The organism is Blastococcus aurantiacus, assembly GCF_900102425.1.
GTDB lineage: Bacteria > Actinomycetota > Actinomycetes > Mycobacteriales > Geodermatophilaceae > Blastococcus > Blastococcus aurantiacus.
The window spans coordinates 175,164-197,178 of the sequence record NZ_FNBT01000005.1; the positions used below are offsets into that span (position 1 = coordinate 175,164).

Annotated in this window: 20 protein-coding genes; 3 read left to right on the forward strand and 17 right to left on the reverse strand. The window is 74.8% G+C overall.

Features of this window, described 5'->3' with window-relative positions:
* On the reverse strand, positions 1-1,218 hold the full coding sequence (locus BLS70_RS11810) for a PucR family transcriptional regulator (RefSeq protein ID WP_091767790.1): 1,218 nt from the start codon (positions 1,216-1,218) through the stop codon (positions 1-3).
* Positions 1,219-1,465: 247 nt separating this feature from the next.
* Here BLS70_RS11810 and BLS70_RS11815 point away from each other — a divergent pair, with 247 nt between their 5' ends.
* Both BLS70_RS11815 and BLS70_RS11820 read left to right on the forward strand, forming a co-directional pair.
* Positions 1,466-2,452 carry a UDP-glucuronic acid decarboxylase family protein gene (locus BLS70_RS11815; RefSeq protein WP_091767792.1) on the forward strand — a complete coding sequence of 329 codons (987 nt, stop codon included), beginning with the start codon at positions 1,466-1,468 and terminating at the stop codon, positions 2,450-2,452.
* 93 nt (positions 2,453-2,545) lie between these two features.
* The gene (locus BLS70_RS11820) at positions 2,546-4,192 is read left to right on the forward strand and encodes a substrate-binding domain-containing protein (RefSeq protein WP_091767794.1); all 1,647 of its coding nucleotides are present in this window, start codon (positions 2,546-2,548) and stop codon (positions 4,190-4,192) included.
* 35 nt (positions 4,193-4,227) lie between these two features.
* Here BLS70_RS11820 and BLS70_RS11825 read toward each other — a convergent pair whose 3' ends face one another.
* The 15 genes from BLS70_RS11825 to BLS70_RS11895 form a co-directional block, all read right to left on the reverse strand.
* Positions 4,228-5,163, reverse strand: coding sequence for a glycosyltransferase family 9 protein (locus BLS70_RS11825; RefSeq protein WP_255362420.1), 936 nt, complete (start codon positions 5,161-5,163; stop codon positions 4,228-4,230).
* Positions 5,164-5,237: 74 nt separating this feature from the next.
* On the reverse strand, positions 5,238-6,614 hold the full coding sequence (rfaE2, locus tag BLS70_RS11830; RefSeq protein WP_091767798.1) for a D-glycero-beta-D-manno-heptose 1-phosphate adenylyltransferase: 1,377 nt from the start codon (positions 6,612-6,614) through the stop codon (positions 5,238-5,240).
* Positions 6,611-7,294, reverse strand: coding sequence for a D-sedoheptulose-7-phosphate isomerase (locus tag BLS70_RS11835; protein ID WP_091767800.1), 684 nt, complete (start codon positions 7,292-7,294; stop codon positions 6,611-6,613). The genes rfaE2 and BLS70_RS11835 overlap by 4 nt, the downstream gene beginning before the upstream one ends.
* A complete protein-coding gene (locus BLS70_RS11840; protein ID WP_091767802.1) occupies positions 7,291-8,493 on the reverse strand; it encodes a glycosyltransferase in 1,203 nt (400 codons plus the stop codon). The genes BLS70_RS11835 and BLS70_RS11840 overlap by 4 nt, the downstream gene beginning before the upstream one ends.
* Positions 8,490-9,470, reverse strand: coding sequence for a glycosyltransferase (locus BLS70_RS11845; RefSeq protein WP_091767804.1), 981 nt, complete (start codon positions 9,468-9,470; stop codon positions 8,490-8,492). Before BLS70_RS11845 ends, BLS70_RS11840 begins: the two co-directional genes overlap by 4 nt.
* A complete protein-coding gene (locus BLS70_RS11850; RefSeq protein ID WP_218122385.1) occupies positions 9,467-10,543 on the reverse strand; it encodes a glycosyltransferase family 9 protein in 1,077 nt (358 codons plus the stop codon). The genes BLS70_RS11845 and BLS70_RS11850 overlap by 4 nt, the downstream gene beginning before the upstream one ends.
* Positions 10,540-12,030 (reverse strand): HAD-IIIA family hydrolase, encoded by a 1,491-nt coding sequence (locus tag BLS70_RS11855; protein ID WP_091767806.1) that lies wholly within the window; start codon positions 12,028-12,030, stop codon positions 10,540-10,542. The genes BLS70_RS11850 and BLS70_RS11855 overlap by 4 nt, the downstream gene beginning before the upstream one ends.
* Before the next feature lie 81 nt (positions 12,031-12,111).
* A complete protein-coding gene (locus BLS70_RS11860; RefSeq protein ID WP_091767808.1) occupies positions 12,112-12,789 on the reverse strand; it encodes a 3-oxoacid CoA-transferase subunit B in 678 nt (225 codons plus the stop codon).
* Positions 12,789-13,454 (reverse strand): 3-oxoacid CoA-transferase subunit A, encoded by a 666-nt coding sequence (locus BLS70_RS11865; protein ID WP_091767811.1) that lies wholly within the window; start codon positions 13,452-13,454, stop codon positions 12,789-12,791. The genes BLS70_RS11860 and BLS70_RS11865 overlap by 1 nt, the downstream gene beginning before the upstream one ends.
* 79 nt (positions 13,455-13,533) lie before the next feature.
* Positions 13,534-15,183, reverse strand: a complete 1,650-nt coding sequence (locus BLS70_RS11870; RefSeq protein ID WP_091768474.1) for a tripartite tricarboxylate transporter permease — start codon at positions 15,181-15,183, stop codon at positions 13,534-13,536.
* Between the two features lie 10 nt (positions 15,184-15,193).
* Positions 15,194-15,637: a tripartite tricarboxylate transporter TctB family protein gene (locus tag BLS70_RS11875; RefSeq protein WP_091767814.1), complete on the reverse strand. Its 444-nt coding sequence runs from the start codon at positions 15,635-15,637 to the stop codon at positions 15,194-15,196.
* Between the two features lie 67 nt (positions 15,638-15,704).
* Entirely contained in the window at positions 15,705-16,706 is a 1,002-nt protein-coding gene (locus tag BLS70_RS11880) for a Bug family tripartite tricarboxylate transporter substrate binding protein (RefSeq protein WP_091767817.1), read from the reverse strand.
* Between the two features lie 50 nt (positions 16,707-16,756).
* Positions 16,757-17,734, reverse strand: a complete 978-nt coding sequence (locus BLS70_RS11885; RefSeq protein WP_091768477.1) for a tripartite tricarboxylate transporter substrate binding protein — start codon at positions 17,732-17,734, stop codon at positions 16,757-16,759.
* A gap of 165 nt (positions 17,735-17,899) precedes the next feature.
* On the reverse strand, positions 17,900-18,400 hold the full coding sequence (locus BLS70_RS11890; protein WP_091767820.1) for a MarR family winged helix-turn-helix transcriptional regulator: 501 nt from the start codon (positions 18,398-18,400) through the stop codon (positions 17,900-17,902).
* Between the two features lie 56 nt (positions 18,401-18,456).
* Positions 18,457-19,437, reverse strand: coding sequence for a hypothetical protein (locus tag BLS70_RS11895; RefSeq protein ID WP_091767823.1), 981 nt, complete (start codon positions 19,435-19,437; stop codon positions 18,457-18,459).
* 398 nt (positions 19,438-19,835) lie between these two features.
* On the opposite strand from BLS70_RS11895, the gene BLS70_RS11900 reads away from it, so the two are divergent.
* Positions 19,836-21,410, forward strand: a complete 1,575-nt coding sequence (locus tag BLS70_RS11900) for a dihydrolipoyl dehydrogenase family protein (RefSeq protein ID WP_091767826.1) — start codon at positions 19,836-19,838, stop codon at positions 21,408-21,410.
* Here the strand turns inward: BLS70_RS11900 and urtE are convergent.
* Positions 21,323-22,015, reverse strand: a complete 693-nt coding sequence (gene urtE / locus BLS70_RS11905) for an urea ABC transporter ATP-binding subunit UrtE (RefSeq protein ID WP_091767828.1) — start codon at positions 22,013-22,015, stop codon at positions 21,323-21,325. The genes BLS70_RS11900 and urtE overlap by 88 nt on opposite strands.

Sequence of the window (22,015 nt, forward strand, 5' to 3'; positions counted from 1 at the left end):
CTAGGCCGACCGCTGGGTCGGCCGCCCGTGCTGCGCGCCGAGCAGTGCCAGCTGCCACTGCAGGCGGGCGCGCGGGTCGGCGACCTTGCGGCCGGTGACCTGCTCGATCCGCCGCAGCCGGTGCATGACCGTGTTCCGGTGGCAGTACAGCTCGTCGGCCGCGCGGGTGGGCGAGCCGTCCGAGGCGAGGAACGCGGCGAGGGTGTCCAGCAGGACCTCGCGCTCGTCCGCGGGCAGTGCCAGCAGCCCGCCCAGCGTCTGGCCCACGAGGCGGGAGCTGATCTCCGGGGAGTTGCTCAGCAGCGCCTCGGGCAGCCGCTCGTCGATCGTCACCACCCGGCGGGTCGTCCGGGGCAGCGTCCGGGCGGCGGTCTCGGCCAGCCGGTAGGCGGAGCTGACCGCCCCGGCGCCGTCGACCGGCGCGGAGACCCCCACCGGGCCCGTGGTCAGCGCCTCGAGCCGGCCGCGGATCTCGGCAGGGCCGAGGTTCCCCAGCGCGATGAGGCCCACCTGCGCGCCGGAGCGCGTGCCCCACACCGAGCGCACGCCGTGGCGGAGCAGCTCGGGTCCCACGCCCTCGAGGCCCGGCTCGCCGTTCTCGGTCGGCAGCGCGACGACGGCCATGAGCCGGCCGTCGAGCGACATGGCCAGCATGTCCGCGGCGGTGCGCACGAACGACGGATCGTCCCCGCGGCCGTCCAGCAGCCCGTCCAGCACGCGACGGCGGGTCTCCTCGTCGACGCCGGCCAGCCGGCGCTGCTCGTCGCGGTAGCCCTCGGCCAGCGCCGCGCACTCGCCGTCGTTGGTGCGCCAGACCGTGCCCGCCACCTGCAGCAGGAGCGTGTCGTGCCGTCCGCCGGCCTGGGCCGAGACCTTGAGCAGCGCCTCCCAGGTGACCTGGCCGCCCAGCCGGTAGGCGCGCAGCACCGCCTCCAGCGGGATGCCCTGCGTGGCCCTGCGGCGACCGATCTCCCGGGCCCCGTGCAGGGCGGGGCGGTCGGCCACCGGGGCGCCGACCAGGGCCAGCAACCCGTGCTCGAGGTTGTCGCGCGTCGAGCGGCGCAGCTCCTCCTCGGACCCGGCGATGAGGTCGCGGTAGGCGGGCTCCGTGCGCGAGAGCACGTCCACCATGCGATCGGTCATGGCGTCGAGCTGCTCGAGGAGCAGCGGGGCGAGGTCGACCAAGTGGGAGGTGACCTCGGTGTCGAACGCCTGCACTCGATCTCCTTCTCCGGACGCCGGACGGACGTGACGTACAGCACAACACGCGGTGGCCGGGACTGTGCGGTCAGCCCATTGTGACCCTCGGCACGACGGAGGGGGTGAGGCGGACGCTTCCGTGACCTAATCGTCGCCGACGAGTGCGTGAACACTTCGACTCCGAAGTGTGTGTGCCGTGACCGGCGGGGTAGGACGCCCGCGGTGCACGCGCCCCGCCGTGCCCCGGGGTGGACGAGGGAGAGTCATGGCACAGCCGGTGCGAGGAGCACGGACCATCCGTCGGGCCGTCGTGACCGGCGGTGCCGGGTTCCTCGGTTCGCACCTCTGCGAGCACCTGCTCGACCGCGGCGTCGAGGTCGTCTGCCTCGACAACTTCCTCACCGGGTCGCCGGAGAACGTCCTGCACCTGATGGAGCGCCCCGGCTTCCGCCTCGTGCGCTGCGACGTCACCGACTACGTGCACGTCCCCGGCCCCGTCGACCTGGTGCTCCACTTCGCCTCGCCGGCGAGCCCGCTGGACTACCTGAAGATGCCGATCGAGACGCTCAAGGTCGGCAGCCTGGGCACCCTGCACACCCTCGGCCTGGCCCGCGAGAAGGGCGCCCGCTACGTCCTCGCCTCGACGTCGGAGGTGTACGGCGACCCGCTGGTGCACCCGCAGCCCGAGGAGTACTGGGGCAACGTCAACCCGGTCGGCCCGCGCGGGGTCTACGACGAGGCCAAGCGGTTCAGCGAGGCGCTCACCACGGCGTACCGCAGCTCCCGGGGCACCGACACCGGCATCGTCCGGATCTTCAACACCTACGGTCCGCGGATGCGGTTCGACGACGGCCGGGCCATCCCCGCCTTCGTCGGCCAGGCGCTGTCCGGCCGGCCGCTGACGGTGGCCGGCGACGGCTCCCAGACCCGCTCGATCTGCTACGTCGACGACACCGTCACCGGCATCCTGGCCATGGCGTTCTCCGGGCACGCCGGGCCGGTGAACATCGGCAACCCCGACGAGCTGTCGATGCTCCGGCTCGCGGAGTGGATCGTCGAGCTCACCGACTCCGACTCCTCCGTCGAGTTCATCGACCTGCCGGTGGACGACCCGAAGGTGCGGCGTCCCGACACGACCCTGGCCGAGAAGCTGCTGGACTGGCGGCCGCAGGTGCCCTCCGAGGAGGGCCTGCGCCGGACGGTCGACTGGTTCGCCGGTCAGTTGTCGGCGCGGGAGGCGCGCGTCGGCTGAGCCGCTCCGGCCGGGGGTCTGGCGTACCCAACTACTCTGTCGGTGCGGACCGGGGGGCCGCCGTCCGTCCCCGAGCGATGACAGAGAGCGAGCATGGGCCGCCACGCTGATTCCAGTGCCACCCGCCGCCGGTTTCCCGCCGCCCCTCTCATCGCCGCCGGTGTGGTCGTCGTGCTGCTCGCCGTCGGCCTCGTGTGGTGGCTCGCGGCCGGCGGCGACGACGACGCCGCGGCGTGCGACACGACGTCGACGGTCGCGGTGACGGTCGCCCCGGAACTCGTCTCGCTGACCGAGCAGCTCCTCGCCGAGCCGGGCGCCCTCGGGGACGACGGGTGCGTCACCGCCGAGGTCACCCCCCAGGAGCCGCTGCAGACCGCCGGCGCCCTGAGCGCGTTGGACCCCGAGTCGCTGCCCGACGTCTGGCTGCCTGACTCGTCGCTGTGGGCCTTGCGCGCCGGCGACACCGAGCTGACCGACGAGGGGTCCCTCGGCTCCTCCCCCGTCGTGCTGGCCACCAGCCGGGCCGTCGCCGACGCCGAGGGCTGGATGGACGAGCCGCCCACGTGGGCGGAGGCGCTCACCACCGACAAGGACGTCGCCGTGCCCGATCTCGCCGGCAGCGCCGAGGGGATCGCCGCGCTCACCGCTCTCCGCGGCTCGCTGGGCGGCGGAGAGGACGCCGACAACGGCGTCGTCGAGGTGGTGCTGTCCGCGGCGCGCTCCGGCAGCTCGGAGGAGGCGCTCGAAGCCGGCGGCCAGGGCGCCGAGGACGCCGCACTGGTGCCCGTGAGCGAGCAGACCGTCTACGCCGCCCACGCCTCGAACAGCGACTCCTCCCTCGTCGCGGTCTACCCCTCCGAGGGCTCCCCGGTGCTCGACTACCCGGTGTTCCGCGTCGCGGCGGGCGACGGCCAGCAGCAGCAGGCCGTGGACGCCGTCGTCGCGGTGCTGACGTCCGAGGAGGCACGGACCGCCGCCATGGAGGCCGGCTTCCGCGGCGCCGAGGGCGACGCCCCGCCGGCGGCCGGCGAGGAGAGCGGCATCCGCGAGGAGGCCCCGCAGCAGGTGGAGCTGGACCCAGCCGAGGTGGGTGGCCTGCTCGCCCGGCTGACCAGCCTCGCCGCGCCGTCCCGGATCCTGGCCGTCCTGGACGTCTCGAAGTCCATGGAGGCCCCGGCCGGCAACGGCACGCGCGCCACGCTGGCCCGGGACGCGGCGCGGACCACCCTGTCGCTGGTGCCCGGCGAGTACGCCCTCGGGCTGTGGTTCTTCGCCTACCACCTGGCCGGCGACCAGGACTGGACCGAGCTGGTGCCCATCCGCAAGCTGGACACCGAAGTCGACGGGCAGACGCAGCGGGCGATCCTGGACGCCCAGGCCGCCACCCTCCCGGAACGGCTGGCCCCCGGCGGCACCGGCCTCTACGACACGACGCTGGCCGCGGTCCGCGCCGCCCGGGCCAACTACGACCCGAGCGCGGTGAACAGCGTCCTCCTGATGACCGACGGGACGAACGAGGACGACGACGCCGGCCTCGCCGAGGAGGCTCTGCTGAGCACGCTGACCGCGGAGGCCGATCCCACGCGGCCGATCAAGGTCATCGGCGTGGCGCTGGGCCCGGACGCGGACCTGTCGGCGCTGGAGCGCATCGCCGAGGCGACGGGCGGCGCGGCCTACTCCGCCGTCGACCCGACCGACCTGCAGACGGTGCTCTTCGACGCCCTCCGCCAGCGCGACTGAAAGCCCCCTGCTTTTCCGCGGAAAAGCAGCCCGCTTTACCGCGGAAAAGCAGGGGGGAGGTCGTCGAGGGCGGCGAGGACCTCGTCGATCGTGACCTTCCCCAGCGCGGGGTCGAGGTCGGTGCCCCACGGGTCGCCGGTGCCGTCCCCGTGCCAGAGCACGCGGTGCAGCGCTCTCCCGTCCGGTGCCGTGCGCGCCGGCGGGCCCCACAGCGCGGGTGACACCGGGCCGAACAGCACCACCGAGGGACGGCGGTAGGCGGTCGCGAGGTGGGCGACGCCGGTGTCCCCGCACACGACCAGGGCCGCGGCCGCGACGACGGCGGCCAGCTCCATCGACGTCGTCCGGCCGGCCAGCACGGCGTCCGGGCCGAGCCCGGCGGCGTCGGCCACCGAGCCTGCCAGCTCCACCTCGGCCGGACCGCCGGTGATCCGCACGTCGTGCCCGCGGTCGGCGAGGTGGCGGGCGACGGCGGCGAACCGCTCGGGCGGCCAGCGCCGGCCGGGGTAGGCCGCGCCGGGGTGGACCACGGCGGCGCCGCGCACCGGAGGCGGGACCGGCGGGACGGCGAGGTCGAGCGCGTCCGGGTCGGCCTCGACGCCCAGCCCCTCGGAGACCAGCCGGCACCAGCGCCGCACCTCGTGCTCGTCGGCGTACCAGGTGGGTCCCGGGTAGCCGGGGCTGTCGAAGGTGAGCAGCCGCGCGGGCTGCAGATCGGCCACGACCACGTGCGAGGCGGGCCCCTTGCCGTGCAGGTCGACGGCGAGCTCGGGCGGCGGACCGGACCAGTCCAGCGGCTCGAGCTCGCGGGCGGGGAGCACCTCGCCGACGGCGTCGATCAGCCCGGCCAGCGGTGCCAGCGCCGTCGTCGTCGCCAGGACCAGCCGGTTGCCGGGGACGGCGGCCCGGACCGCCCGGATGGCGGGCACGCCGGTGAGCAGGTCCCCCAGCCCCAACGGCCGCAGCACCACGGTGACGGGCTGGAACGGCCCTGCTGCAGGGGCCCGCGCCGAGCCTGCGAGGCGCGGGGGGCAGCAGGGTCCTTTCATACGCGGGAGCGCTCGACCAGGGCGGTGGTCGAGTGGCCGTCCAGGTACGGGAGGACGACGGCCTGCCCGCCCCACGTGCGCAGGACCGCGGCCTCGGGCAGGTCGGCGCCCGCGTAGTCGCCGCCCTTGGCCCACACGTCGGGTCGCAGCCGCTCCAGCACCGCCGAGGGGGTGTCCTCGTCGAACACGACGACGGCGTCGACGAACTCCAGCGCCTCGAGCACGCGGGCCCGGTCGGGTGCGCTGTTGAGCGGGCGCGACGGGCCCTTGAGCCGGCGGACGGAGTCGTCGGAGTTGATGCACACGACCAGGCAGTCGCCCAGGCCGCGCGCGGCCCGCAGCGTGGCCACGTGCCCCGGGTGCAGGAGGTCGAAGCACCCACCCGTGGCGACGACGGTGCCCCCGGCGGCCCGCACGCGGGCGATCACGCCCTCGGCACCGGGCTCGGCGGCCACGTCGGGGGCCTCGATCTCGGCGTCCCACGCGGTCGCTCCACCGCGGGCGACGAAGGCTCCCGCGAACGCGACGGCCGACGACACGGCCTCGCCGGTCACCGCACCGTCGGCCAGCGCCAGCGCCGCGGCGGCCGCGAACGAGTCACCGGCGCCGCACGGGTCCCCGCCGGTCACCGGCACCGCGGGAACGACCATGGGCGCGCCCGGGCCGTAGGACAGCAGCGCACCGCGGGCGCCCATGGTCACCGCGACCGCGCCCACGCCCCACCGCTCGATGAGCGCCTCGGCACGGGCGCCCACGGCGGCCAGCCCCTCGCCGGTCACGTCGGTCACCACGCGCGCGGCCTCGGCGGCGTTGGGCGTGACCAGCCGGATGCCCCGCACCGGCTCGGCGCCGCGGGGGTGCGGGTCCCAGACCACGGGGCCGCGGGCGGCGGCGAGCGCCTCCCGGACGCTCGCGTCGGCCGTCGTCCCCCGGCCGTAGTCGGCGACGAGCACGGCCGCGGCGTCGCGGATGGCCTCGGCCGCCTCGGCCGGCAGCGCGCCCAGCGTGGCCACGGGCGCGCCGCTGTCCAGCCGGGCGACGGAGTGGTCGCCGACCCGGATGCGCTGCTTGACCGCGGTGCCGCCGCCGGCCGGGATGGCGATGAGCCGCACCCGCCCGTCGAGCAGCTCCCGGAGTCGGCCCGCGCCGTCGTCGGAGTCCAAGGGCGCCACGAGGACGACCTCGCGGGAGGTTGCGGCGGCCGCGATGACCGCGGCCAGCGCCGCACCGCCGGGCCGCTCGCGGCGCTCGACGTCCTCGACCACCGGCACCGGTGCGTCCGGGGTCAGCCGGGAGGCGCTGCCCACCAGGTCCACGTCGAGCAGGGCGTCGCCGACGACCACCAGCGGCCGGGCGGAAGTGCGCCGGGTCATCGGGCGGCTCCGAGCGTCGGCCCGGTCGGCACGCGCGAGGGCTCGGCCAGCACGGCGGCGTCGAAGGCGGCGCAGACCAGGTGCAGCGCGACGAGGTGGCACTCCTGGACCGTCGCCGTCCACGGGGAGTCGATGCAGACCGCGTCGTCGGCGACCGCGGCCAGCGGGTTCGGTGCCGGGCCGGTCATCGCCAGCGTGGTGATCCCGCACTCCCGTGCCCGGCGGGCCGCGGCGACCGCGTTCGGGGAACGGCCCGACGTGGACAGCAGGATCAGCACGTCACCGGGGCGGCCGTGCGCCTCGACCTGCCGGGCGAACAGCTCGTCGGCCGGGTAGTCGTTGGCGATCGCGGTCAGGGACGAGGTCTCGGCGGTCAGGCAGATCGCGGAGAACGGGGGCCGGTCGGCGCGGTAGCGGCCGACGAGCTCGGCCGTGAGGTGCTGCGCCTGGGCGGCGCTGCCCCCGTTGCCGGCCGCGAGCAGCCGACCCCGGCTCTGCCCGGTCAGCACGCCGGCCAGCAGCCGGCCCCAGTCGTCGAGGACGTCGAGCTGGCCGTTCAGCGACCCGAGCGCGGCGCTCAGCGAGGCCACGTGGTCGGCGCCGGTGAGGTGCGTGCAGGTCGCCGGGTCGGGGACCTCCACGGCGACGTTCTCGAAGAAGGAGTGCGGGTTGACGCTCATCGGGCGATCTCCACGGGACGGCGGCTGGCGAGGACCTGCCGGTAGACGGAATCGGTGTCGGCCACGACGCGGCTCCACCGGTAGCGGTCGCGGGCCCGCTCCACCCCGGCAGCGCCGTAGGCGGCGCGGCGGGCGTCGTCGGCGAGCAGGGCGGCGAGCACCTGGCCGAGGCGCTCGGGGTCGCGCGGCGGCACCAGGTCGCCGGTCACGCCGTCGGCCACGCTGTCCTGCAGCCCGCCGACGGCGGTGGCGACCACCGGCCGGCCGCAGGCCATGGCCTCCAGCGGCGTGATGCCGAACGGCTCGTACCAGGGCACGGCGAGGACGACGTCGGCCGAGCGCACCCAGGCCGGGACGTCGGCGCGGGCCACGGAACCGGCGAAGACCAGCCGGTCGGCCACGCCGGCCTCGGCGGCGATGCCGCGCAGCCGGCGCACCTCGGGGTCGGCGTCGATGCGGTCGGTCGGCGGACCGCCGACGACGACGAGCTCGGCGTCGGGGACCGCGCGCAGCGCCCGCACCGCGTCGTCCTGGCCCTTGCGCTCGACCAGCCGCCCGAGCACCAGCAGCCGCTTGCGCTCCGACCGCGGCGCCATCGGGCCGTCCGGGGTGAACACCGAGGTGTCGACGCCGCAGGGCACGATCGAGACGCGGTCGGTGGTCAGGCCCAGCCGGCGGAGCTCGAAGACCTCGTCGGTGCAGGTGGCCACCACGTGGGCGACGCTCCGGCACAGCGAGCGCTCGAGCTCGATCCGGTTGGGCGGCGAGGTGTCGGCGTCCCCCTGGTGGCGGCGCTTGACCGAGCCGAGGGCGTGGAACGTCTGGAGCACGGGGATGTCGCCGGCGGCGGCCACGGAGGCCAGCCCGCTCATCCAGAAGTGCGCGTGCACGAGATCGGGTGCGTGCGCGCCCCATGCGCGACGGAGGTTGGCGGCGAACTCGGGCATGTGCCGGAGCAGGTCGTCCTTGGGCAGCTCGTGCGCCGGTCCTGCGGGCACGTGGACGACGTTGTAGCCGTCCTGCGTGACCACCCGCTCGGGCAGCGACTCGTCGTCCCGGCGGGTGTGCACGGTGACCTCGTGCCCGCGCTGCGCCAGGCCGGCGGCCAGGGCGGCGACGTGCACGTTCTGCCCGCCGGCGTCCACGCCGCCGATGGCGGCGAGCGGGCTGGCGTGCTCGCTGACCAGGTCGATCCTCATCGCGTCACCTCCGTCAGGAGTGCATCCCAGTCGCCCAGGAAACGGGCCAGCCCGTAGCGCTCGAGCGCCGCGGCGCGGGCAGCCTTGCCGGCCAGCCGGGCGGCGTCCTCGTCGTGCAGGAAGTCCCGCACCGCCGCCCAGAGCCGCTCCGGCCGCGTGGAGATCACGCCCGCCTCGGCCGGTACCGCCTCGACCACCTCGGTGGTGGCCAGGGCGACCACCGGCATGCCCAGGTGCATGGCCTCCAGCAGCGAGAGCCCGAGCGAGGTCCAGCGCACCGGGTGCACGTACACGCGGCGGCGGGCCAGCTCGGTGTGCATGGCGGCCTGCGGCGGGTCGTCGAACAGCGTGACCCGCTCGGGGTCGAGGCCGTACTGCTCGTGCAGGCCGGCCAGCCCCATGCCGAACACGTCGACCGGCGCGACCCCGGCCAGGCCGGGCAGCAGGTCGGCGCCGACGGTGCGGCCGCGGCGGACCGGCTCGTTGGTGACGACGGCGGCGCGCGCGAGCTCACCGGTCCAGTGCTCGCCGGGGTCGACGATGCCGTGCTCGATCACCGTGGTGGGCGCCCGGCCGTTGTCGTAGAAGAGCCGGTTGAAGTGGGTGACGTGGGCGATCGGGATGTCGGTGCGCTCGGCCATCGGGTGGCGGGTGTGCGGCACCGGGCCGTCGTCGGGCTCCAGGCCGGGGGCGTTGTGCTCGAGGAAGACCGCCGGCAGGTCGCGGCCGGGTTCGGCGCCGAGCCACTCGCGGACCAGCTCCAGGTCGCGGGTGCGCTGCAGGACGACGACGTCGGGCTGCTCCTGACGCAGCTGCTCGGGCGTGACCTCGCGGGCGTTCGCCGGCCAGTCCCAGGTGCGGGCGCGGCCCAGGCCGTCAGGGCCCCTGCCGTCGACGACGGGGATCAGGTAGTCGTGACCGCCCTGGAGGAACGCCGTCGTCCAGGAGCCGTGCACGTGCCAGACCAGGATCTTCACGGTGCCCCCTGAGAGGTCGCCGCCGCCTCTCGGGGCGCGGCGGGAGGTGGGGCGACGGCCGGCTGCTGGACCGTGGCGAGCTTCTCGACCGCGGCGACGACGTCGAGCGCCGTCACCGAGGTCAGGCAGGGGTGGCCGGGCACGGGGCACTCGCGCGCCCGGGTGTCGCGGCAGGGTGCGGACTGGTCGCCGAGCAGCACGGTGGGGACGCCGTAGGGCGCCCACCGGGCCGCGGGGACGACGGGGGCGAACAGCGAGACGACCGGCGTCCCCACCGCAGCGGCCAGGTGCGCCGGGCCGGTGTTGCCGACGACGACCGCGGCCGCGCCGTCGAGCAGGGCGGCCATCTCGGCGAGCGTCGTCCCGCCACCGAGGTCGACGCCGCGGCTGCCGGCGACGAAGGCGGTGAGCTCGCGCTCGGACGGGCCGCCGGTGACCAGCACCCGGTGCCCGGCGCCGGCCAGCGCCTCGACCGCCTCGGCGCACCGCTGGGCCGGCCAGGCGCGCGCCGGCACCGACGCGCCGGGGTGCACGACGACGTAGCCCGGCTCGGGGTCGACGTCCGGCAGCGGGCGGCGGACGTCGAGCCGGCCGTCGTCGCCCAGGGGGAGGTCGAAGCCGGCCGCGCGGGCCAGGGACAGCGCCCGCTCGGGCTCGGGCAGGTCGTCGTCCACGCGGTGGCGGACGTCGAGCAGGGAGCCGGGGTAGTCGACGCTGATCGCCGAGATCCGGGGGACGCCGGCGCTCCGGAGCAGCAGGGCCAGGGGCAGCGGCGACTGGTGGAACGACGTGGACACGATCGCCTCGTCGGGGGCGAGTGTCCGCACCCGGTCGGTGAGGAGGGCGAGGTCGTCGGCGTCCACCGGCGGCGGGTCCCCGAGGATCCACGGGCAGGCCCAGGTCCACACCTCGTCGACGCCCGGCAGCAGCTCTGCGGCCGCGGCACCGGCCGGGCCGGCCAGGAAGACCACCCGGTCGGCGCCGTGCGCGACGGCGCGCACCATCGGCCCCTGCAGGAGGACGTCGCCGGCGTTGTCGAGCCGAGCGACGAGGACGGTGCGCGGGCGGGTCACCACCGGCCACCCAGGACGGCGTCGACCGCGGCGGTCAGCGTCGGCGCGACGTGCGCCGCGGCGGCCACCTCCGCCTTCCGCGTCACCGGCGTCGGGACCATGATCCCGGTCGCCCCGGCGGCGGCCGCGGCGTCGACGTCGGCGGAGATGTCACCGACGACCACGCAGCGGGCGGGGTCGACGTCGAGCTCGGCGCAGGCCGCCTTGACCATGCCGGGCGCCGGCTTGCGGCAGTCGCAGCCGTCGTCGGGGCCGTGCGGGCAGACCTGCAGGGTGTCGAAGGGGCCCAGCAGCTCCTCGAGGCGCGCCATGCAGGCGTCCACCTGCTCCCGGGTGATGATCCCGCGGGCCACCCCGGACTGGTTGCTGACCACCCCGACCTTGACCCCGCGGGCGCGCAGCGCGTCCAGCGACTCCTTGGCACCGTCGACCGGCTTCACCAGGGCCGGGTCGCCGTTGTAGGGGTAGTCGCGGACGAGGGTGCCGTCGCGGTCGAAGAGCACGAGGTCGGGCAGGCCCGTCCAGCGGGGCACGCCGCGGTGCTGCACGACGCCCTTCAGCCAGTGCCACGTCGCCAGCGGCGGGATGGCGGCGCTGGTGGCGATCATCGTGGTCACCTCGTCGCGGGTGCGCGGTCCGGATGCGATCCGCGCCCACGCGAACTCGGCCGTCCCCGCGAGCCAGCCGGCGGCGGCCAGCGCTGCGGCCCTCGGTCGGCCGGCGAGAGCGAGCCCGACGGCGGCCAGCGCGGCAGCGGTGACGGCGGTGTGCTGCGGACGGCGGCCCAGCGCGGCGTCGGCGCGCTTCCGCCAGTCGGGTCCGTGCAGCCGTCGCATGAGGACGTCGTCGGCGTTGCCGGCCTGCACGCGCACGCTGACCCAGTGGTCGGTGGGCCGCACCGGGTGGGTGATCCAGCGCTCGCCGCGGACCAGCCGCGCTCCGGTGTCCATGACCCGCAGGGCCAGGTCGCTGTCCTCGCGGAAGGCGCGCGGGAAGCGCTCGTCGAAGCCGCCCACCGCCGACAGCGCGGCCCGCCGGTAGGCCAGGTCGGCGGTGATCCAGCTGGAGGTGGCCAGGCCGGCGGTGCCGCGCTCCCAGTCGGTGGGCCGTCGGTCCTCGGGCAGGGGGACGCGGACGCGGCCCTGGCTGCCGGCGACGTCGGCGGGGAGGTCGGCGAGGTCGGTCGCCAGCCGCTCGTACCAGTCGGCGTCGGGGACGACGTCGTCGTCGAGGAAGGCGATCCACGGCGTGCGGGCGCTGCGCCAGCCCAGGTTGCGGGCGCGGGCCGGGCCGCCGCCGCCGGTGCGCACCACGCGGACGGGCGGCAGACCGGGGCGCTCCGGGCGCAGCGGCTCCCCGGTCGGGCGGTCGTCGACGAGGATCAGCTCGGCCGGCCGCGGACCCGGGGCAGCGGCGAGCGCATCGAGGAGCACGTCGAGCGACGGCCGCCCGATCGTGGGCACGACGACCGTGCACTCCGCGAGCATGATCGCGTCCTGCCCGGACCGGATCGGACAGAAACACTACGGGCTTGAAGTTCTTCGCCCGTCCACCTGACCGGGGGGCGGTCAGACGGCGCCGGGCTCCAGCTCCGCCACGTCGTCGGCGAAGGCCAGCCGGGCGCCGGTGCGCTCCTGGAGCTCCGCGCGCTCCAGCCCGGCGACCACCTCGCGCACGACCAGCCCGTCGGCCGTCACGTCGATGACGGCGAGCTCGGTGTAGATCCGGTCCACGACGCCGGCCGCGGTGAGCGGGAAGGTGCACGCGGGAAGGATCTTGGGTCGGCCGTCCTTGGTGGTGTGCGTCATCAGCACGAGCACCCGCTTCGCCCCGACCGCGAGGTCCATCGCGCCGCCCACCGCCGGCGGGTGCCCGACCTCGTCGGTGGCCCAGTTCGCGAGGTCCCCCGTCGCCGAGATCTGGAAGGCGCCGAGCACCGTCACGTCGATGTGGCCGCCGCGCATCATCATGAACGAGTCGGTGTGGTGGAAGTACGAGCCGCCGGGCACCAGGGTCACCGGCTGCTTGCCGGCGTTGATCAGCTCGGGGTCGCCCTCCCCCGGTGCGGGCGCCGGGCCCATCCCGAGGATGCCGTTCTCCGAGTGGTAGACGATCTCCTTCTCGGGCGAGACGACGTCGCCGACGAGCGTGGGCATGCCGATGCCGAGGTTGACGTAGGCGCCGCTGGGGATGTCGCGGGCCACGCGGCGGGCCATGTCGGTCAGCGAGAGCCGGGGTCCGCTCATCACACGCCCACCTCCACGACCCGGTCGACGAAGATGCCGGGGGTCACGATGCACTCGGGGTCCAGGTCGCCGAGCTCGACGAACTCGCGCACCTGGACGACGGTCAGGGTCGCGGCGGTGGCCATCGTGGGGCCGAAGTTCCGCGCCGCGGTGGAGTAGACGAGGTTGCCCCAGCGGTCGGCCTTGCGGGCCTTGATCAGGGCGACGTCCCCGTGCAGGGGTTCCTCGAAGACGTGCCGGCGGCCGTTGATGATCCGCACCTCCTTTCCCTCGGCGAGCAGCGAGTCCGCACCCGCGGGGGTGAAGAAGCCGCCCAGGCCCGCGCCGGCCGCGCGCATGCGTTCGCTGAGCGTGCCCTGTGGCACCAGCTCCAGCTCGATCTCGCCGGCCCGGTAGCGCTCCTCGAACCAGATCGAGCCGCTGGTCCGCGGGTACGAGCAGATGATCTTGCGCACCCGGTGCTCGCGGAGCAGCGCCGCGACGTCGGAGTCGCCGCTGCCGGCGTTGTTGGTGACCAGCGTCAGGTCGCGGGCGCCCTGGTCCAGGACGGCGTGCACCAGCTCCACGGGGATGCCGGAGTTGCCGAACCCGCCGACCAGCACCGTCGCGCCGTCGCGGATGTCGGCGACCGCCTCGACGAGCGACCCGACCCTCTTGTCGATCAACTACCGCTCCCCGTCCGCTCGTGCGGGACCCGCGCCCGGCTCGCGCCCACTCTGCACCAGTCCCGCGCGGGGCCGCGGCTCAGGGCCGGTCGCCCCCGGCGCGCGTGCTGCCCCCGCCCGTACCGGGCACGCCGTCGTCGTCGGCTCGGCCGTCGGTCCGGCCGCTGGTGGCCGCCACCCCGGCGGTGCCCTCGGGCTCGGCCTCCAGGCCGGTCGCCCTCAGCTCCTCCTCCGCGACGCCCGGGAGCTGGCTGCGCTGCCGGCGGCGCCGGATGCCCATCACCGAGCTGTACAGGACGACCAGGGCCATCACCGCGAACAGCGTGCCCGACATCGGCCGGGTGAAGAAGATGCTGAACTCCCCGCCGGAGAGCAGCATCGACCGGCGGAACGACTCCTCCAGGATGGCGCCCAGCACGAACGCGAGCACCAGCGGACCGGGCTCGAAGCCGGTCTTCTTCATCAGCCAGCCGATGATGCCGAACACCAGCACGACCCACATGTCGAAGACGTCGTTGTTGACCGAGAAGACGCCGGCCATGGTGATCAGCAGCGCGAACGCGGCGAGGATGCCCGCGCGGACGCGCAGCAGCTGGACGAAGAACCCGACCAGCGGGATGTTCAGCGCCAGGAGCATCAGGTTGCCGATGAACATCGAGGCGATGACGCCCCAGAAGATCTCCGGGTTGTTGTCGATGAGCTGCGGGCCGGGCGTGATGCCCTGGATCAGCAGCGCACCGTAGATCAGCGCCAGCACCACGTTGGGCGGGATGCCGAGCGTGAGCAGCGGGACGAACGCCGAGGTGGACGACGCGTTGTTCGCCGTCTCGGGGCCGGCGACGCCCTCGATCGCGCCCTTGCCGAACCGGCTCGGATCCTTGGCGCGGCGCTTCTCCATCCCGTAGCTGGCCAGGGAGGAGATGACGCCGCCACCCCCGGGCAGCACGCCGAGGAAGAACCCGAGCACCGATCCGCGGGCGATGGCCCCGGAGGAGTCCCGGAAGTCCCGGCGGCTGGGCCAGATGTTCTTGACCTTGCTCTTGATCTGCTCGGCCTTCTCCGTCTTCTCCAGGTTGTAGAGGATCTCCCCGACGCCGAACAGGCCCATGGCCACCGCCACGAAGTCCAGACCGTCGAACAGCTCGACCTGGTCGAAGGTGAACCGGCTGGTGCCCGTGACCAGGTCCCGCCCGATGGTGGCCAGCAGCAGGCCGAGCGCCGCCATGCACAGCGCCTTGACCGGGTGCTTGGTGCCGAGGTAGGTGACCAGGAGGATGCCGAACGCGGTCAGTGCGACGTACTCGGGGTCGCCGAACTGGACCGCCAGGTCGGCCAGTGGAGGTGCCAGCAGGATCAGGCCGACCACCGACAACGTGCCGCCGATGAAGGAGCCCACCGCAGCGATACCGAGCGCCGGCCCGGCACGGCCCTGCATGGCCATCTGGTGGCCGTCGAACACGGTGACCACCGAGGCCGCCTCACCGGGCAGTCGCAGCAGCACGGAGGTGATCGTGCCGCCGTACATCGAGCCGTAGTAGATGCCGGCCAGCAGGATGACCGAGGAGGTCGGCTCCAGCTCGTAGGTGATCGGCAGCAGCAGCGCGATGGTCGCCGTCGGCCCCAGCCCCGGCAGGACGCCGATGACGGTGCCGATGAGCACGCCGAGGAAGACGTACAGGATGTTGGTGGGGTCCAGCGCGACGGAGAAGCCTTCGCCGAGGCCGTCCATGATGCCCACGTCAGCCTCCCAGCACGATGTCGTCGGGGAAGGGCACCCCGAGTGCCTCGACGAAGACCAGGTGGAACACCACGGCGCCGATCACCGCGAGCGGCACCGCCCAGCGCCAGGGCTCCCGGGCGAAGAGGCGGAGCCAGATCAGCAGCATCAGCACCGCCGGCACCAGGAAGCCGATCTGCTCGAACAGCACGATGAACACGCCGAGGCTGACCAGTCCCAGCGCGATGCCGACCGTTCCCCGCGTCCACGGCTCGTAGTCCGCCGGGTCGTCGATGAACAGCAGCACCAGCGCGGTCAGCGAGAGCAGGCTCGCGACGATGAACGGCCACAGTCCGGGGCCGGGTGCGCTCAGCTCGCCCAGGGACAGGTCGCGCGCCTGCAGCATGGCGGCGACGCCGAACAGCAGCAGCACGAGCGGTGCGATCCGGAAGAGGTGCTTGGACATCGATCTCCTGGTCGACTGAGCGGGGGATGCCGGGTGCCGCGGGCCCCGGAGGACCCGCGGCGACCGGTCAGTCCTGGAGGATCGGACCGTAGACCTCGACGATCTCGTCGATCCGGCTCCGGAAGGCCTCGGTGCCGATGAACTCGTCGGGCACGTACTGCTCGCCGAGCTGCTCGACCGTCTCCGGCTTCTCCAGGCACGTGCTCACCGCGTCCTCGAGCGTGCTGACGACGTCGTCCGGCGTCTCGGCCGGGGCCGCCAGACCGAACACCGACACGCTGTTGGTCAGCTCGGGGAAGCCCACCTCGGCCAGCGGCGGCGCATCGATGTAGTCGACCGACTCGGGGGTGCTCACCGCCAGCGGCGTGAACTCGCCGGCCTCGATGTTCGACAGCACGTCCTGCGAGCTGTTGATGAAGACCGCGTCCACGTTCCCGCCCAGCAGCGCGGCGGTCATCTCGGCGTTGCCCGAGAACGGCAGGAGGGTCAGCTCGATGTCGTACTCCTCGGCCATGCGCTTCAGTTCCATGGCCTGGGACGTGGTCGTCCCCGGGACGCCGACGTTCAGTTGGCCGGGGTTCTCCTCGGCCGCCTCGAAGAAGGCCTCGGCGTCGGCGTACTCGGAATCCGCCCCCACGGCGAGGACGGACGGGATCTCGGTGACCGCGGCGATCGGGACGTAGTCGTCGTTGGTGTACCCCACGTCCTCGCCCTGCAGGGGGTTGGTGGCCGACGCGGGGACCGCGATGAGCGAGAGGGTGTACCCGTCGGGGTCCTCGGCCAGCATCGCCTGCATGCCGATGGAACCGGAGGCGCCCTCCCGGTTCTCCACGATCACGGTCTGCCCGAACTCGTCCTCCAGGCAGGTGCCGATGGTGCGCGCGGCGAGGTCGGTGGGGCCTCCGGCCGCGTAGGGCACGTAGAGGGTGATGTCGTCGGTGGGGTAGTCGGTGGCGGCCTCACCACCACCGCCACCGCCGCCGCCGCCCTCGTCGTCGCCACCGCAGGCGGCGAGCATGAGCACGGAGACCGCGATCAGGGCGGGTGCGGTCCGTCGGATGGGGCGCATGGGAGTCCTCCAGGTGCTGGGCGTGCGATCGGGAAATCGAGAGGGTGGTCTCAGCCGAGGATCGGCTCGTAGACCTCGTGGGTGCGCTCGAGGATGTCGGCCAGCTCGCCGGCGTCGGCGAACTCGTCCGGCACGTAGTCCTCGCCGATGCCCTCCCGGACCTCGTCCTGCTCCAGGCACGAGCGCAGGGTGTCCTCGAGGGTGCTGACGACGTCGTCGGGGAGGCCGGCCGGGCCGGCGAGGCCGAAGGTGGAGCCGGAAAGGGTCAGGCCCTCGAAGCCCAGCTCGGTGAAGGTGGGCACGTCGGGCAGCCACTCGAGCCGCTCCTCGGACGAGGCGACGAGGGGCACGAAGTCGCCGGAGTCGATGTTCGCCGTGACGTCCTGGGAGGCGTTGATGAGGACGGCGTCGATGTTGCCGCCGAGCAGCGCGGCGGTCATCTCGGCGTTGCCGTCGAACGGGACGACGGTGACCTCGACATCGTGGTCGTCGGCAAGCCGCTGGAGCTCGATGCCCTGCGGGGTCGAGGCGCCGGGGACCCCGACGTTCACGGTGCCGGGCGCGGCCTCCGCCGCCTCGACGAGGTCCTCCGCCGACGCGTAGGGCGAGTCCTTGCCGACGGCGAGCACGGAGGGCACGTCGGCCATCACGCCGATCGGAGTGATGTCCTCGTAGGTGTAGCCCACCTCGTTGGCCAGCGGCGTGAGCACCATCGTCCCGGCGGTGACCAGGGACAGCGTGTACCCGTCGGGCTCGGCCTGGACCAGTTCGCTGGTGGCCAGCGCGCCCGAGCCGCCGGGCAGGTTCTCGACGACCACCGTCTCACCCAGCTCGTCCTCGAGGCAGCTACCGACGGTTCGGGTGGTCAGGTCGGTGGGGCCTCCGGCGGCATAGGGGACGAGCAGCCGGATGTCGTCGCTCGGGTAGTTCGCGCCGCCGTTGTCGCCACCGCCACCGCCACCGCCGTCGTTGCCGCAACCGGCGAGCGCCCCGACCGCCACCAGGAGGAGTGCCGGAGCGGTCCGCATGGTGCGTCCCATCACTGTTCCCCCCCCTGGCTCACCCTGATCCATCAGGGCCCGCTGTGACCCGGAGCACCATGCAAGCACAGGCCGGTGGCGCGGACAGGGCCGGGGAGCAACGAAGCGGCAACGATGCGAACCCGCCGGTAACCGTCGCGTGCCGGCTCCGGATCAGCGCCGGGAACGCGCGGCGGACGACACCCGCGCCAGGGCGTCGGTGACGACGGCGGCGTCGTCCCCGAGCAGGGTGAGCAGGTGGGCCACGAGCTCGTCGTGCGTGCGCGCCGCCTCGGTCACCCGGGTGCGCCCGGCGGGGGTGAGCGTGGCGTGCAGCACCCGGCGGTCGGCGTCCCCGCGCTCGCGCAGGACGAGGCCGTCGGCGACCAGCCGGCTCACGGTGCTCGTCACCCCGGGACGGGACAGCCCCAGCGCCTCGGCGACCTCGCTCATCGAGGCCCGCTCCCCCGGCGACTCGGCGATCCGCCGCAGCGCCTCGAAGCCGGTGAGGGAGATGTCGTGCTGGCGGTGCAGAGCCGAGTCGACCCGCCGCGTGATGCGGTCGTGCACCTGGACGATGCGCAACCACGTCTCGGCGGGGCGGGGAGCGACTCCGGGAAGAGCGGCGGGGTCCCGCGGGATCCCGCGCGCGAGCGCGTCCTCGGACCGTGGCACGGCAGCGGGATCCCCCCATCGGGGAGCCCTGAAACCGTCGCCGCCGCGTCGGCTCGTCAGCGGCCGGGTCGGCGCCGGGCGGCCGCCGACACGAGCGCCGCACCGGTGGCCGTGAGCGCGCCCGCGGCCGCCAGCAGCGGGAGCGACGACGCCTCGCCCGCGCCGGTGTCGGACACCGCGGCGGCCACCTGCAGGGGCACGGCGGCCGCGGACTCCGGGCTCCCGCCGACGACGTCGAGCGCCGCCGGACCGGTCGCGGTCCGCTCGGGGATGCGCACCTCGGCGGTGACCGAGCCGTCGTCGGCGGCCGTGGCCGAGCCCAGCACCTCACCGCTCCCGCGCAGCGCGATGGTGACCCGCTCGCCCGGCCGGTAGCCCTCCACGCGGATCCGGACGGTCCCGCCGGCAGCCACCGACGTCCCGCTCGGGGAAGGCTCGGCCACCGACGACGACGAGGACGAGGGCGGGGTGGTGGGCGCCGTCGAGGGCGAGGGCCGGGTGGTGGGCGACGGCGCCGTCGAGGGCACCGGGGACGACGGCGCGGGCCGCGGTGGCGTGGAGGACGGCGGGACCGGGGGCTGCGGCGTCGTCGTCGGCTCGGGGACGGGCTCCGGCTCGGGCGTCGGCTCCGGCGTCGGTTCCGGCGTCGGGGACGGCGGTGGCGCGGTCGCCGCGTCGCAGTCCTCGGCGGTGGGGCGGGTGAACGTGTAGTCGGCCAGCTCGTCCACGGACGTCGTCCCGGAGCCGTCCTGGGCGGCGTACTCGAGGCGGGCGTCGATCGTCTCGCCCGGGGCGACGTCGCCGGTCCGCAGCACCACGGCCTGCCCGGGTTGGAGCAGCGCCTCGGCCTCCGGTTCCGGGCTGCGGGTCGTGGTCAGCCGGACCGAGTACGGCAGCGTGCCGGCGACGACCTCGACCACCAGACCGCCGGGGCGGCAGCTCGGCCCGTGGGTGACGCGGGCGTCGGGACGGGTGGCGTCGTCGATGGCCGCGGCGGGCCCGGCCGCCCCGACGGCGACGCCCAGCAGCGCGAGCACGAGGCAGGCGAGGGCGCCAGCGGACCGTCGGGTCCGCAGTACCGCTCGTGGCGCCGTCGCGGCGGCGCCCACCTGGATCGCCCTGATGCCCGCTCCCCGGTCTCGATCCGTGTCGGTTCCCCATCGTGCCGAACGTCACGCTTCGTCGCCACCCCGTCACCGGACCTCTCACCGCCGAGCGGCGTGTCGCCGGTGTGTCGCGTCCGCGTCCTCGACACGGCTTGACGCTCCGGTGTGGCCTGGGTCACAGTGGTTCCGGGCGGGGGCAGCCGGCAACGAATGGCCACCCATCGCTGGGTGGACCGACCAACGCGGCCAGACCGCCAGGACCGGCCCCCCGCCCCCACACACACCGCCGGGCCGGAGCGGGAACCCCCGGAGCGGTGCGAGGGTGGGGCATGTCCTCCCCCGAACTCGCCCGTCGCCGCTGGGACCTGCTCGTCGTCGGCGCCGGGACGGCCGGCCTGATCGGAGCCCAGGTGGCCGCGTCGCTCGGCGCCCGGGTCCTGCTGGTCGAGCGTGACCGCTTCGGCGGCGACTGCCTGTGGACCGGGTGCGTGCCGTCCAAGGCGCTCCTGTCCGCCGCGCACGCCGCGGCCGGAGCGCGGGACGCCGCGAAGTACGGCGTCCACGTGGGGGACGTGCAGGTCGACGGGCCGGCCGTGCTCGCCGCCGTGCGGCAGGCGATCACCACCATCGCGCCGGTCGACTCACCGGAGGCCGTGCGCGCCTCGGGTGCTGAGACGGCGACCGGCTCCGTGCGGTTCACCGGGGCAACGGGCGCGGAGGTGGACGGCGTGCCCGTCCGCTTCCTCCAGGCGCTCGTGTGCACCGGCTCGGCCCCGGCCCTCCCCGAGGTCGCCGGCCTGGCCGACGTCGAGCCGCTGACGACCGACTCGGTGTGGGACCTGCCCGACCTGCCGGACCGGCTCGCCGTCCTCGGTGGCGGGACCAGCGGCTGCGAGCTGGCGCAGGCCTTCGCCCGGCTCGGCGTCTCCGTCACCCTGGTGGAGGCCGGCGACCGGCTGCTCGCCGGCGAGGACCCGAAGGCCTCCGAGGCCGTGACCGCAGCCCTGCGCCGGGACGGCGTGGACGTGCGCACCGGCAGCACGCCGGTCCGGGTCACCGGCGACCCGACCGGTGGCCGGCTGCACCTGGCCGACGGCGGCACCGCCGACTTCACCCGGCTGCTCGTGGCCGTGGGCCGCACGCCGCGGACCGGGGGCCTGGGCCTGGCGGCGGCCGGGGTCGCCGTGGACGAGCGGGGCTCCGTGGTCGTGGACGACGCGCTGCGGACGACGAACCCGCGCATCTGGGCCGCCGGCGACGTCACCGGCCACCCCGCGTACACCCACGTCGCCGGGGTCCACGGCAACCACGCCGCCCTGAACGCCGTCCTCGGCCTGCGCCGGCGGATCGACCTGGCGGCGGTGCCGCGCGTGACCTTCACCCGCCCCGAGGTCGCCACGGTCGGGGAGCCCACCGCGGACCCGGGTCCCGACCGCCGGGTGCACACCCAGCCGCTGCGCCGGGCCGACCGGGCCATCGCCGAGCAGGCGACCGACGGGTTCACCCGGCTGGTCGTGGACGGCCGGCACCGGCTGAGGGGAGCGACCGTCGTCGGCCCCCGCGCCGGGGAGGCGCTCGCCGAGCTGACGCTGGCGGTGTCGCGCGGGCTGACGACCTCGCACCTCACGGGCGCGATGCACCCCTATCCCACCTACGCCGACCCGCAGTGGAACGCCGCGATCGCCGACTTCCGGGGGCGCCTGACCGGCCGGTCCGGGCGCGTGGCCCTGACGGCATTGCGGCTGGCCCGCCGGGCCCGGCTCGCCATCGACGACCGGCGGACCGGGCGTCCGACGGGCGCCGGCTCCGGCCGTCCTCAGATCGCCATCGCTGCCAGCACGTCGGCCTCGGCGCCGGAGCCGGCGGACCCGCTGGAGCTGATGCGGCCGGACTCGAGCACGTAGTAGGTGTCGGCGGCCCGCAGCGCGAAACCGATGTGCTGTTCCACCAGGAGGACGCCGAGATCCCCGCGGCGCGTGAGGTCGAGGATCGTCCGCTCGATCTCGGCGACGACCGAGGGCTGGATCCCCTCGGTGGGCTCGTCCAGGATGAGCATCCGCGGCTCGGTGATCAGCGCACGGGCGATGGCGAGCTGCTGCCGCTGGCCTCCGGAGAGCAGTCCCGCCCTCCGGTCGAGGACCTCCAGGAGCGCGGGGAACCTCTCCAGAGCCTCCTCGACCAGCCGGCGGCCGTTGCTCCGGCCATCCGCGACCACCTGCAGGTTCTCCATGGTGGTCAGCTGTCCGAACGAGTGCTGTCCCTGCGGGACGTAGGCCAGGCCGCGTGCGACGCGGGCGTGCGGCCGGAGCGCCGAGATGTCCTGCCCGTCGAAGGTGATCGCCCCCGCGGTGATCCTGAGCAGACCCATCACGGCTCGCAGCAGTGTGGTCTTCCCGGCGCCGTTGTGGCCCATGAGCACGACGATGCCGTCCTCGGGGACGGTCAGGGACGCGCCGTGCACCACGGTGCTGCGGCCGTAGCCGGTGTGCACCTCGCGCAGCTCCAACAT

Coding starts and splice junctions, on each gene's coding strand:
- BLS70_RS11880 (WP_091767817.1), bottom strand. CDS start 16,706: ATGCGCCCCATCCGACGGACCGCACCCGCCCTGATCGCGGTCTCCGTG.
- BLS70_RS11840 (WP_091767802.1), bottom strand. CDS start 8,493: ATGAGGATCGACCTGGTCAGCGAGCACGCCAGCCCGCTCGCCGCCATC.
- rfaE2 (WP_091767798.1), bottom strand. CDS start 6,614: ATGACCCGGCGCACTTCCGCCCGGCCGCTGGTGGTCGTCGGCGACGCC.
- BLS70_RS11820 (WP_091767794.1), top strand. CDS start 2,546: ATGGGCCGCCACGCTGATTCCAGTGCCACCCGCCGCCGGTTTCCCGCC.
- BLS70_RS11870 (WP_091768474.1), bottom strand. CDS start 15,183: ATGGACGGCCTCGGCGAAGGCTTCTCCGTCGCGCTGGACCCCACCAAC.
- urtE (WP_091767828.1), bottom strand. CDS start 22,015: ATGTTGGAGCTGCGCGAGGTGCACACCGGCTACGGCCGCAGCACCGTG.
- BLS70_RS11900 (WP_091767826.1), top strand. CDS start 19,836: ATGTCCTCCCCCGAACTCGCCCGTCGCCGCTGGGACCTGCTCGTCGTC.
- BLS70_RS11885 (WP_091768477.1), bottom strand. CDS start 17,734: ATGCGGACCGCTCCGGCACTCCTCCTGGTGGCGGTCGGGGCGCTCGCC.
- BLS70_RS11875 (WP_091767814.1), bottom strand. CDS start 15,637: ATGTCCAAGCACCTCTTCCGGATCGCACCGCTCGTGCTGCTGCTGTTC.
- BLS70_RS11855 (WP_091767806.1), bottom strand. CDS start 12,030: ATGCTCGCGGAGTGCACGGTCGTCGTGCCCACGATCGGGCGGCCGTCG.
- BLS70_RS11860 (WP_091767808.1), bottom strand. CDS start 12,789: ATGAGCGGACCCCGGCTCTCGCTGACCGACATGGCCCGCCGCGTGGCC.
- BLS70_RS11815 (WP_091767792.1), top strand. CDS start 1,466: ATGGCACAGCCGGTGCGAGGAGCACGGACCATCCGTCGGGCCGTCGTG.
- BLS70_RS11835 (WP_091767800.1), bottom strand. CDS start 7,294: ATGAGCGTCAACCCGCACTCCTTCTTCGAGAACGTCGCCGTGGAGGTC.